9 protein-coding genes are annotated in these 12683 nt (G+C 46.7%); 2 read left to right on the top strand and 7 right to left on the bottom strand.

The genetic code is table 11. From position 1 onward, the window contains the following. Positions 1-32: 32 nt before the first annotated feature. The 7 genes from meaB to EIZ39_RS21730 all read right to left on the bottom strand — a co-directional run bounded on the left by meaB (position 33) and on the right by EIZ39_RS21730 (position 8845). Positions 33-1061: a methylmalonyl Co-A mutase-associated GTPase MeaB gene (gene meaB, locus EIZ39_RS21700; RefSeq protein ID WP_129202813.1), complete on the bottom strand. Its 1029-nt coding sequence runs from the start codon at positions 1059-1061 to the stop codon at positions 33-35. Further along, positions 1062-3248: a methylmalonyl-CoA mutase gene (scpA, locus tag EIZ39_RS21705; RefSeq protein WP_129202815.1), complete on the bottom strand. Its 2187-nt coding sequence runs from the start codon at positions 3246-3248 to the stop codon at positions 1062-1064. Continuing rightward, entirely contained in the window at positions 3245-5356 is a 2112-nt protein-coding gene (locus EIZ39_RS21710) for a methylmalonyl-CoA mutase family protein (protein ID WP_240675903.1), read from the bottom strand. Before EIZ39_RS21710 ends, scpA begins: the two co-directional genes overlap by 4 nt. A 32-nt stretch (positions 5357-5388) precedes the next feature. Next, the gene (gene accB, locus EIZ39_RS21715; RefSeq protein WP_129202817.1) at positions 5389-5922 is read right to left on the bottom strand and encodes an acetyl-CoA carboxylase biotin carboxyl carrier protein; all 534 of its coding nucleotides are present in this window, start codon (positions 5920-5922) and stop codon (positions 5389-5391) included. Between the two features lie 84 nt (positions 5923-6006). Then, a complete protein-coding gene (locus tag EIZ39_RS21720; RefSeq protein WP_129202819.1) occupies positions 6007-6669 on the bottom strand; it encodes a TetR/AcrR family transcriptional regulator in 663 nt (220 codons plus the stop codon). Between the two features lie 94 nt (positions 6670-6763). Then, positions 6764-8014: a threonine ammonia-lyase IlvA gene (gene ilvA, locus EIZ39_RS21725; protein ID WP_129202821.1), complete on the bottom strand. Its 1251-nt coding sequence runs from the start codon at positions 8012-8014 to the stop codon at positions 6764-6766. 30 nt (positions 8015-8044) lie between these two features. Further along, on the bottom strand, positions 8045-8845 hold the full coding sequence (locus EIZ39_RS21730; protein WP_129202823.1) for a Cof-type HAD-IIB family hydrolase: 801 nt from the start codon (positions 8843-8845) through the stop codon (positions 8045-8047). Between the two features lie 154 nt (positions 8846-8999). On the opposite strand from EIZ39_RS21730, the gene EIZ39_RS21735 reads away from it, so the two are divergent. Both EIZ39_RS21735 and EIZ39_RS21740 read left to right on the top strand, forming a co-directional pair. Beyond that, complete coding sequence (locus tag EIZ39_RS21735; protein ID WP_129202825.1) at positions 9000-11285, top strand: DEAD/DEAH box helicase; 2286 nt, start codon at positions 9000-9002, stop codon at positions 11283-11285. After that, a complete protein-coding gene (locus tag EIZ39_RS21740; RefSeq protein WP_129202827.1) occupies positions 11269-12507 on the top strand; it encodes a ribonuclease H-like domain-containing protein in 1239 nt (412 codons plus the stop codon). Before EIZ39_RS21735 ends, EIZ39_RS21740 begins: the two co-directional genes overlap by 17 nt. Positions 12508-12683 lie beyond the last annotated feature (176 nt).

Here is a 12683-nt window from a genome sequence, read left to right on the forward strand (position 1 = left end):
TACCCGTTTCTTCCAGTCTTTCTTTTCTTGCCCTATCTCTCTTTATTTTCATATAAGTTGATAAGTTCGTTTATGGCTTCTGAGACGGAAATCGTACCTTGAGATACGGCTTTTTCCATCCCAGGCAAGCTGTTTTTCACTTGCTGGTGGTGATAAAAGCTTTGGTGAAGGTAATCTGCAATCATACTGTGCATCCAGTCTAGGGTTTGCGCCTGTCGGCGTGCGTGGAATCCACCCTGTTTAACGGTTACTTCACGGAAATGCTCAATCACCGACCATATTTCTTTAATCCCCTCTCCATGTAGGGAGGAACAAGTGTAGGCTTTCGTTTCCCAGCCTTCGGTTGCGGGCTTGAGGAAGTGAAGAATGCGATTAAATTCGACTTGGGCATTGAGGGCACGCTGCTTATTATCACCGTCTGCCTTGTTAATGAGAATCGCATCGGCTAGTTCCATTACCCCTTTCTTCATTCCCTGCAGCTCGTCTCCTGCACCTGTAAGCTGCAAGAGTAAGAAAAAGTCAACCATGGAACGAACCGTTACTTCACTTTGTCCTACACCAACCGTTTCTACGAGAATGACATCAAAACCGGCTGCCTCGCATACCAGGATGGTTTCTCTTGTTTTCCTCGCAACACCACCGAGTGTTGCTCCGGCAGGGGAAGGACGAACGTAGGCACGAGGATCTCGTGACAATTGATCCATTCTTGTTTTATCCCCTAAGATACTCCCTCGGGTCACGGAGCTGCTTGGATCAACAGCCAAGACAGCGACGCGATGACCCAGATTACATAGAAGCATCCCAAACGTCTCAATGAACGTACTCTTACCTGCTCCCGGAACACCCGTAATACCGATGCGAATGGAGCGTCCCGTATGCGGGAGCAGTTTTTTCAGCACCTCTTGAGCTATTTGCCTGTGGATCATAGAATGACTTTCAACTAGTGTAATGGCTTGGGCTAAGAGGGTCCGATTCCCCTCCACCACGCCTGTTACATAATCCTCAACCGAGAGCCTGCGGCGGCGTGGAATCGGTGCACGATGATCATTTGGTTCCGTCATTTAGCTTTCATCCTCCAAGCGACGGATAATCTCTTGAATCACCTTTTGAGCCGCAACCGGGATGACAGTCCCTGGTCCGAAGATGGCCGCTGCTCCGTTTTGTTTCAGATAGTCGTAATCTTGAGCCGGAATAACCCCGCCAATCACCACCACGATATCCTCACGGCCAAGCTTCTTTAGCTCCTCGACCAGTTGCGGAAGGAGCGTCTTATGGCCTGCTGCAAGAGAACTCATGCCAATCACGTGAACATCATTCTCTACCGCTTGTAAGGCTGTTTCTGCAGGAGTTTGGAATAAGGGTCCGATATCAACATCGAAACCAAGATCAGCAAAAGCCGTGGCGATCACCTTCGCTCCTCGATCGTGTCCGTCTTGCCCCATCTTGGCAATCATGATGCGCGGACGCCGGCCCTCCATTTGCTCAAATTCATCCGTCATTTTCCGGACGACAGACACTTCGTCTTCATCGCCAAATTCCGTGCTGTATACACCGCTAATGGTGCGGATGACTGCCTTGTGCCTCCCTGTCACTGATTCGTAAGCGTCAGAGATCTCTCCTAGGCTCGCTCTTGCTCTTGCAGCTTCAACGGCCAGTTCTAAGAGATTGCCTTCTCCTGTTTCTGCCGCTTTCGTAATGGCATTCAAGGCCGCCTGCACTTTTGCTTCATCCCGGTTTTGTCGAAGCTCGGCTAGGCGTTTAATCTGAGCCCCACGAACAGCGGTATTATCTACCTCCAAGATATCAAGAGGATCTACTTTATCTGGGCGGTATTTGTTGACCCCAATAATCTTTTCCTTTCCAGAGTCAATATGCGCTTGTCTTCGTGCCGCTGCCTCTTCAATGCGCATCTTCGGTAATCCTGTTTCTATCGCTTTTGCCATACCGCCTAATTGTTCAATTTCTTGAATATGCGCCCATGCCCGTCTGACAAGTTCCTGTGTTAAAGCTTCTACATAATAGGAACCTCCCCATGGATCAACTACTTGGCAGATTCCTGTCTCGTCTTGAAGGAATAGCTGGGTATTGCGTGCAATTCGTGCAGAAAAATCTGTAGGCAATGCAATAGCTTCATCCAAGGCGTTGGTATGCAGCGACTGAGTATGGCCTAGGGCTGCCGCCATTGCTTCAATACACGTTCTCGTTACGTTATTAAACGGGTCTTGTTCGGTTAGGCTCCACCCTGAAGTCTGGCTGTGTGTACGAAGGGCCATGGATTTCTCATTCTTAGGATGAAAAGGTTTAAGTAACTTCGCCCAGATGAGGCGTGCGGCTCTCATCTTCGCTACTTCCATGAAATAATTCATGCCGATAGCCCAGAAGAAAGACAACCGCGGGGCAAAGGAATCAATATCAATGCCTGCTTTGAGCCCTGTGCGAACATATTCTAGACCATCCGCTAAAGTATACCCTAATTCGATGTCTGCCGTTGCCCCAGCCTCCTGCATATGGTAGCCGGAAATACTGATGCTGTTGAATTTAGGCATATGTTTAGAGGTATAGGCAAAGATGTCGGCAATGATACGCATCGAGGGTTCTGGCGGGTAAATATACGTATTTCTCACCATATATTCTTTGAGAATATCATTCTGGATCGTTCCACTCAATTGGGAAAGATGGACCCCTTGCTCTTCTGCTGCCACAATGTAGAAGGCCATAATCGGCAGGACTGCACCGTTCATCGTCATGGATACGGACATTTTATCTAATGGGATACCATCAAAAAGAATCTTCATATCTAGTATTGAATCGACGGCTACACCGGCTTTCCCTACGTCACCAACTACTCTCGGGTGATCTGAGTCATAGCCTCGATGGGTGGCTAAGTCGAAGGCAATGGATAACCCTTTTTGTCCTGCTGCAAGGTTGCGGCGATAAAAGGCATTGCTTTCTTCGGCTGTAGAAAATCCAGCATATTGACGAACCGTCCAGGGCTGATTGACGTACATCGTGGGATAAGGCCCACGCAAGTAAGGTGGAATTCCAGCGACATAATCGAGATGGCTCATCTTCTTTGTATCTTCAGACGTATAAAGCGGCTTGACATCGATCTGCTCTAGCGTTTGCCATACATACTCATCGAGAGCCTTCTTGGCTTCCTCCTCGGCACGACGCTTCCACTCCTTTAAGTCAGGTTGGGGAAATCCCGCTTGATAGGACAGCTTGGTAAAATCAGGAGATTTTCTCATCGCGAAATTCCTTTCTTTTGCTGAAGTTCAAAGAGCAAGTCGTAGCAGTTCGACCCTGTATGGATAAATTCATCTACACCTGCCTGGATGAACGTTTCCGCCCATTCGGCTGTCGGTTTTCCGGCAACTATAACGGTCATCGCAGAAGATTTCTCTTTAAGCTGCTTGGCGATCATCGGAACGACTTGTGGATAAAGTTCATCCGATGAGCAGATCACGGTGACCGTTGCCCCGGAATCCAAGGCGGATTGAACCGCTTCGTCTACCTGGTCAAATCGCTTGTTTGCTAGCACTTGGAATCCGCCGACTTCAAAGAAACCTATGGAGAAATCGGTTCTTGCCTTGTGCTGAGCTACTGAACCCATATTGGCCAAAAAGACCTGAGGAAGTGCACCCGTTTTTTGTTTGAATTGAGCAGAAGCCGCACGCAGGGCTTCAAAAGGTTCGGCCGCCCGCACTGCTCGAATCGGTTGTACCTGTGGCTGATGCCTACCGAGCTCTCCAACTAGGTTCTGAGAAATTTCTCCGATGGTGACTCCTTTAAGGAAAAGATCCACCGCCTCCCCTATACTAAGGGGGCGATGCGGGAGGGCAAGAGCCTGTCGTCCTTGTCGGTATTCATGGGCAGACTGTACTCTCTCCTTGCTTCTCGTAAGGTAGTCGATGGCCTGTTTCGCTAGGATCGGTTCTTCGAGATGAGCATACATGTTCGTTCCTACAATTTTATCTTTTCTACTCGCTAGATTCGCTTGGCGCTGATGAAGTACCTCTTGTACCTTCTGCTGTGGCCCGCCCTTCTCTAAACTCTTCCGCATGCCGCCTTCCTCTTCCACCGACTGAAAGAGTTCCCAAGCCTTCTGCGCCACCGCATCGGTTAAGGCTTCAACATACCAAGATCCACCTGCAGGATCAATAACTCTGCCCAAGTGTGCTTCGCTGCTGAGGATGTGTTGGATGTTGCGAGAGATCCTTCTCGAGAAGTCATCCGCCTCCCGAATCGTCTCGTCGAAAGGAGCCACGTGCAGGCTGTCGACACCGCCTATAATGCCTGAGAAGGCCTCGGCAGTCCCGCGCAGCATATTGACATAAGGATCATGGATGGTTTTGTTCCACTTCGAGGTTCGTGCATGGATGATCATTTTTTGAGCGTCTTCGTTACCGCCGAAGGCTTGAATAATGTTTGACCACAACATTCTAGCTGCGCGTAATTTTGCCATTTCCATGAATAGATGAGAGCCAATGGAAAACTCAAAACGGATGTGTCTAGCAGCGATGTTAATATCTATATCTCGTTCTTGTAATTCCCGTAGATACTCCACTCCGGTAGCTAAGGCAAAAGCGAGTTCTTGAACAGCGTTGCCCCCGCCATGATGGTAGGGATGACCCGAAACGATCACCGTTTGCAGCCCTGGAGCATATTCTTGTGCCCATTGTACCGTTTGGGCCATAGAGTCATATAACTTCTCTAACGGATAGGGAGAATGACCTTCCTCAGCTAAGATGGCTATCGGGTCCGCACCAATGCATCCACGAAGACGGCTTTGTTGTATATTTCTTTTTTGCATATGAGCAACGACTAAAGCGATCATAGATAAAGCAGAAGGACCTGCGTTTATATACAAAGGAGTGTTTTCTAAATCGATACCTTCTAGAGCGATGTCAAGATCATCAAGCGTAAACAGGGATAATCCTACGACCATCACATCTTGAACATCGGCAAGGTCCGGATTCTGGCCTAACCATGTAGGTCGATCAAGCACGATATTTAACATCGTTTGGCCGCGCTCTAAGTCATATCGGGCTTGAGTGTTGAAGTCTTTGGGATCAGCAACTCTCATCTCTTGGGCAACTTCCCACGGATGAGTCAAATATCCAAGGGCATTTGTCCCTCTTACAAACGGAGCCATTCCTGGAAGGCTATGGGCAAACATGAGGTTTTTGATGTCTTCTTGCCGATAAATGGGTTGGGTCTGGATGCCTTCATAGGTTGGTTTTACAAGCAGTTGATCAAAAGAAGCGCCCTTAAGGGCCTTTTCCGCGGCTTGACGCCACTGTTCATACGTAGGGATGGCGAATTCTTCAAAGGTTGGCATTTCCATCTGACTCATGATCTTCAGCTTCCTTTCTCTTCAACCTAGAGCTACAATCCTATCGTTCTTACCGTAAAGAGCGGTTGTCCAAGTTCCACAAATTGTCCGTTTTCGACGAGTACTTCGACGATTTCACCTGACATGTCTGCCTCAATCTCGTTAAACAGCTTCATCGCTTCTAGAATACAGACAACGGTTGTCTTCTCTACTTTGACTCCTGGTTGGACATAAGGTGCGGCATCAGTAGACGGGGCACGGTAAAAGGTTCCGACCATAGGTGAAACAATCTTTTGAAGAGTTTCCTCTGCCTTCGGTTTGGGTTGATTAGGGGTGGCCTCCATGATCTCGTTCTTTGTTACCACAGGGGGCTGTGAAGTTTTAGGTGTTTGGGAAATAGGCGGCACAACGGATGGTGCTGGAGCTGTTGGCAAGACTTGTTGGTGAGTGGTCATATCCGAATTCACTTGTGTTGGAACTGCTTTCTTGAATCGGAGTCTTGTATCCTCCGCCTTGTATTCGAATTCTTGAAGGCTAGATTGATCTACTAACTTGAATAGTTCGCGAATTTCATACATCTTTAGCATCGTGCATAACACCTTCTCTTTCTAAAGTTTTTTATCATATATCAATCCCGCAGCGCAAGACCGACTGGTTGGTCTGAGGTTCTATTAAAAAAAGTCCTTCGTTAAAGGAGCAAGGTCTCGATCTATTTCTTGAAGAAAGAAACGTTGGAAAATAGGATTGTTCTTCGCTTCAGTCGTTAAAGCAGAATGAAGAATAATATCTGCATAGATGTTCGCTATCTCTTCAATCGTATAGCGTCCGTTCTTCTGGTACCACTTATAGATCCAGTTGACCATCCCGAATATGGCCATGGATATGATAGGAACAGGAAGTTCCTTGCGGAATTCTCCACACTCCATTCCTTCCTGAATAACCTGAAACATTAATTCCTTGTAGCGGTCCCGCTTCATCTCAATCTCCCTATAATACTCCGGTGCAAGATACGAGCTCTCCTGGTAAAAGACGGTGACTTCTGACTTGTACAAATCAATCATCATAACAAAAGACTTAATGATGGCATGAAGACGTTCCGTAGGTGTATTCCATAATTCGTATGCTTCTTGCCCCTTCTCCAGAACATAAGAGATAAAGTGGTCATGAATCGTGTACAGGAGTTCGTCCTTCGACTTGAAGTTGTGATAAAAACCGCCCTTGGAGGTGGCGCTCTCCTTGACAATCTGGTCAACGGTTACCCGATGATAGCCATGAGCTTCAAATAAGCGTAGGGATGTTTCGATGATACGGTCGCGAATCGACTTTTCTGCCATATTTATGTCACCCCAATTTGATACTATCACAGTCGCATCCTTTTAACAATTCCCAAAAAGAAAGGGAGAAAATCGTCTTTTCTCCCTCGTTTTTTTAAATTAATAAGTTAAACAGATTAGGATCTTTATTAATTTCTACATAGTGAATGCCGTGAGCAATCATTCGTTCAATTAACGGCTCATAATCTTCTTTATGCTTAAGCTCAATTCCTACAAGAGCTGGACCATTGTCTTTATTATTCTTCTTGGTGTACTCGAATCGGGTAATGTCATCATTCTCCCCTAATACGCCGTCTAGGAACTCCCTTAAGGCTCCAGCACGTTGAGGGAAATTCACGACAAAATAATGCTTTAGACCTTCATAAATCAAGGACCGCTCTTTGATTTCTTGCATCCGATCAATGTCATTATTTCCTCCGCTGATGGTGCAGACAACGGTCTTTCCTTTAATCTGATCCCGGTAAAGATCCAGGGCTGCAATGGAAAGAGCCCCTGCGGGTTCCGCTACGATGGCATTTTCGTTATAAAGCTCAAGAATGGTTGTACATACTTTTCCTTCAGGTACAGCGATGATATCGTCAAGCAGGTCTTTACACATCTCCATGGTTAAGTGACCTACTTGTTTAACCGCCGCTCCATCTACAAATTTATCAATATCTTGAAGCGTCACGACGTCGTTGTTGGCTAGAGACTCCTTCATGGAAGCCGCTCCTAGAGGTTCGACTCCGATCATCTTCGTTGTGGGGCTAATTCCTTTAATATAAGTTCCGACTCCAGAAGCGAGTCCTCCTCCACCAATCCCAACAAACACATAATCAATGGGCTCTTCGATGTCGTTCATAATCTCGAGTCCAACCGTTCCTTGACCAGCAATGACTTGTGCATCATCAAAAGGATGAATAAAGGCCATACCCTGTTCATTGCAATATTTCATAGCTTCTGAAAAGGAGTCATCAAAGGTGTCACCAGTTAAAATGATTTCAACATAAGGTCCGCCAAACAATTTCACTTGGGATACCTTCTGCCTCGGAGTTGTGGAAGGCATGAAGATCTTTCCGTTAATTTGTAAGTGTCTACAAGAAAAAGCAACACCCTGGGCATGGTTTCCTGCACTTGCACAGACAACCCCACGCGCAAGCTCTGATTCACCGAGGCTGCGAATAAGATTATAGGCTCCTCTTATTTTAAAAGAACGGACGACTTGTAGGTCCTCTCTTTTCAAGTACACATGGCAATCATAGCGATCCGACAGGATCTGATTCTTCTGAAGTGGAGTTTTGTGAATCACATCCTTAAGGATGTGATTGGCTACGATGATGTCTTCAATTTTTACGACTTTATTCATGAGTTCATTATCCTTTTCTCTATAATGGGTCTAGCGCCAGAAATGCTCGATGGCTTTCTTGACGCCTTGACGATTGTTCGTGTCTGTCACGAAATTAGCCGCTTCTTTAATATCCTCGGGTGCATTCCCCATGGCAACGCCAATCCCTGCATAACGTATCATATCTAGGTCATTATAGTAATTTCCAATAGCCATGACAGACTCAGGAGATATGCCTAAATGATGAGACATAAAATGCAGGGCGTTCCCCTTCGAGGATTCTTGGTGCATAATATCGATAAAAGTTGGTCCACTCTGGAAACATTGAACAGGATAAGCTTTCAGTTGTTCAGGCAAATCCTTCATAATGGCTTCTATCCGTTCCGGAGAATCGAATAAGGTCGCCTTAACGATCGAGTCGTCTATTTCTCTCATATCCTCTACGATAAGTGGACTTACCCTATATTTTTGGTAGAGTTCAGCAACGGTTTGATTATGCGGTTTCGTATACATCTCCTCTAGAGAGGTTAAATCGAGATGGGCGCCTGTTTTCTCTAGAATGTGCAGCATCTTAGGATAGCGCTGAACCGCAACTTCTTTGACGGAAAGGTTCTCTTTACTTGCGAGGTGATGAACAACCGCACCATTGTCTGAAATCAAATAAGACTCTATCCCCATCTCCCTAGCGATCTGTTTCGTCGCTTTTAGAGGTCTCCCGGTACAGAGCATGACAGGAATATGCGTGGATTGCAGCTCTAGTAATAAATCTCTCGTCTCAGAGTCCCAACGATAGTTATCATCTAGTAGTGTACCATCGATATCGATCGCAATCATCTGTATCTTGTTGTTCATTTTTCCAGTTCCTCTCCCAAGCTTTTTTACGTCTCTTTTTTTCTGTCTATCATTCCGCTGTTTATCATAACAAACCTCCTCTAGTAAATCAAAAAGTATTCGTTTACGGAACGAACATTTATTCGTAAAATAGAAAGATAGAGGTGATTCGAAGATGTTGCGAAAAAAAGATATGCAGGAATTATTAGAACAGCTAAAACACGACGAACCTTTCGCGAACCAGATTGCCCATTGGCACACGATCCCTGAAAAGGAAGCCCACACGGTCCCTTATCCTAGAGAACTAGACCCTCGGATCCGTGAATCTCTGGATCGTAAGGGAATCTCAGCTTTATATACACATCAAGCCACCGCTTTTTCCACCGTCCAAGAAGGAAGGAACATGGTAGCCGTAACGCCTACAGCATCAGGAAAGAGTCTTTGCTACCATTTGCCTGTTATTCAAGCCATAGCGAAGGAACCCGAAGTCCGGGCGCTCTATCTGTTCCCGACAAAAGCCTTAGCACACGATCAAAAAAGTGAACTAAACGACTGGATCAACGATATGGGAATCCCGATCAAGAGCTATACCTATGACGGAGACACCCCATCGAACATTCGCCAAGTCGTGCGAAAAGCCGGAAATATTGTGATCACCAATCCAGATATGCTTCACTCGGCGATCCTCCCTCATCATACGAAGTGGGTGTCCTTCTTTGAAAATCTACGCTATATTGTGATCGATGAGCTGCATGTGTATCGAGGCGTGTTTGGAAGCCATGTCGCGAATGTGATTCGCCGTTTCATGAGAATTTGCGCCTTTTACGGAAGCCATCCTCAATTTATCTGTACATCAGCCACGATTGCGAACCCGAAGGAATTAGCCGAGCAGCTTACAGGACAACCGATGAGTCTTGTGAATAATAATGGAGCCCCTTCTGGGAAGAAGCACTTTATTTTTTACAATCCTCCCGTGGTTAATCCCCAGTTGCATATCCGTAAGAGTGCCACACTTGAAGCCAGAACGCTTGCGGAGAACTTCCTGAGCCAAGGTGTTCAGACGATTGTTTTTGCGCGGAGCCGAGTGCGGGTGGAGATCTTATTAAGTTATCTGCAGGAACTCGTGAAAAAGAAGCTAGGACCGAAAAGTATACGTGGCTATCGAGGGGGCTACCTTCCTGCAGAGCGACGAGAGATTGAACAGGGTTTGCGAAATGGAGATATTATGGGCGTAGTCAGCACGAATGCTCTCGAGCTTGGAGTGGATATTGGCCAGCTTCAGGTTTGTATTATGGCCGGATATCCGGGTTCGGTTGCAAGTACCTGGCAACAGGCTGGACGCGCAGGAAGGCGTCAAGGAGAATCCGTTGTGATCATGGTGGCAGGGTCCTCTCCTCTTGATCAATACGTAATCAGACATCCCGGATACTTTTTTGATCGCAGTCCAGAATCGGCTCGCATTAACCCTGACAATCTCATTATTTTAGTCGACCATATTAAGTGTGCCGCCTACGAGCTTCCCTTCCAGCAGGGTGAGACGTTTGGTGAGGTGGAAATTGAGGAGATCTTGTATTTTCTCACGGAAGAGCAGATCCTCCACTTCCAACGGAACAAGTGGTATTGGATGAATGATTCCTTCCCTGCTCATAACATTAGCCTTCGTTCCGCTTCCCAAGAGAATGTGATCATTGTGGATCAGACGGATGTGGCGAATGTACGGGTCATTGGAGAGATGGACCGGTTCAGTGCGATGACATTACTTCATGAAGAAGCCATCTATCTCCACCAGGGCGTTCAATTCCAGGTGGAAAAGTTAGACTATGAAGAAAAGAAGGCTTTTGTTCGAGAAGTCAATGTCGATTATTTCACGGATGCCAATTTGGCCGTTCAGTTGAAGGTTCTTGAGGTAGATCGTTTGCGTGATGGTGAGTACGGGGAAGTCGGGTATGGAGATGTGGCGGTGAATGCCATGGCTACGATCTTCAAGAAGATTAAGTTTGAGACCCATGACAATATTGGGTCGGGTCCGATTCACCTGCCTGAAGAAGAACTGCACACCAGTGCAGCCTGGATGAGTTGGCGTGAGGAAGATCTTCGTAGCTTAGGGGCAAAAGAAGTGGAACAAGGACTGACCGGATTAGCACATATCCTCCGTCATGTCGCCCCGCTGTTTGTGATGTGCGATCCACAGGATCTTCATGTGGTTCCTCAAAGGAAAGCCATCCATTCTGGAAAGCCTACCATCTTCCTCTATGATCGATACCCGGGCGGGATCGGCTTGAGTGAACAAGTATACAAACAGTGGGAACAAGTGTTGTTTGAGGCAGAGGAGGCGATCCGAGCCTGTCCATGTGGTGAGGGCTGCCCTTCTTGTGTCGGGGCTGGAGATGTGGGAAAAGAACTAGCTCTATCCCTAATTGATCTTATGAAGGGGGACATATGCCTTGAGTCTAAAAAATAAGCTGCAGCGTATGAAGTCGCATCTAACCCAAGAAGCTCGAAGGCAGCCGGTCCCAGCTCCCCCTCCTTCCCCTGTCTTGGATATTCCCTTTCAGTCAGCATGGGGGGAACTGCAGGCGAAGCCCTTCTTCTACGAGGATGAATATGTGATGGTCCGTGAAATCAGTTATCCGCTGAAGCATCAACATGGACGATACACGTTTGAACAGCTCCTCGAACTAGTCGAACGCTGGAATCAAACGACAGGCAATCACCCCCTCTCTGCCGGGGGGACCCAAGCAAGTGAATTACTCTTCTTCGACACCGAAACGACGGGGCTTCATGGCGGTGCGGGGAACGCGATCTTTCTTTTAGGATATGCCCGAGTGCTTCGTGAAGAAGTGAGGGTGAAGCAGTTTTTCCTTCCTGATCCTAACGAGGAAGTCGCTTTTTATCAAGGATTCCTTGACGATGTCAAAGAGTTGAAGAATCTCGTTACTTATAATGGGAAAGCCTTCGATTGGCCTCAAGTGAAGACGAGACATACCTTACTGAGGGATCTTGTCCCTCGCCTTCCCTTGTTCGGACATTATGATTTGCTTCATGGCGCGAGAAGGCTATGGAAGGATGAGCTGGAATCCTGCCGTTTATCAGTGATCGAACAAGAAATTTTACAGGTGAAGCGCCACGAGGACACGCCAGGTTATATGGCTCCCCTTCTCTACTTCGATTTTCTGCGAGATAAGAATCCTGAAACAATTAAGGGAGTGCTTCATCATAACGAATGGGATGTGCTGTCATTAATTACGCTCTATATTCACATTTCTTCCCTTCTATTGGATGAAGGCTCCCTCACTTGTTCCACCCAGGAGATGTATCAAATTGGACGATGGTATGAACAAGTCGGAGACTTTGACCGAGCTTTCTACTTCTATCAACTGGCTCAAGAATGGCTGCCAGCGAAGATAGCCTTAGCTTCCCTTTACAAGCGGGTGAAATCTTGGGATATGGCCATTCGGCTTTGGGAGGAAATCGCAGGTCGCGAATCCCCGTTCTTAGCCGAAGTATATACGCAGCTAGCAAAGGCATATGAACATCATGAGAAAGACTATGAGAAAGCTTTATTCTACGCCGATAAGGCCTATGCAAGCTGGAAGCTACTTAAGGGCAAGAAAATGAAAGAAAAAGCGGATTACGTGAAGCGAATCGAGCGTTTAGAGAGAAAATGTTTGATGATGGGATAGAAGAAGGTTGGATGGTTTGGTTGGTTGGGGAGTTTTTTGAGTTTTAGTCGTTTTGAGCTCCATTTTTATCACTTTATGATAAATATAGGCCTGAATGGGCAGAAGAGTTTACTCTCCTGCCCATTCGAAGGTCTTTTTTTGTGTGAATTCGGCTTAGCCCCCTAAGTTTGGACACT

The organism is Ammoniphilus sp. CFH 90114, assembly GCF_004123195.1.
In the GTDB taxonomy this organism is placed as follows: Bacteria; Bacillota; Bacilli; order Aneurinibacillales; family RAOX-1; genus YIM-78166.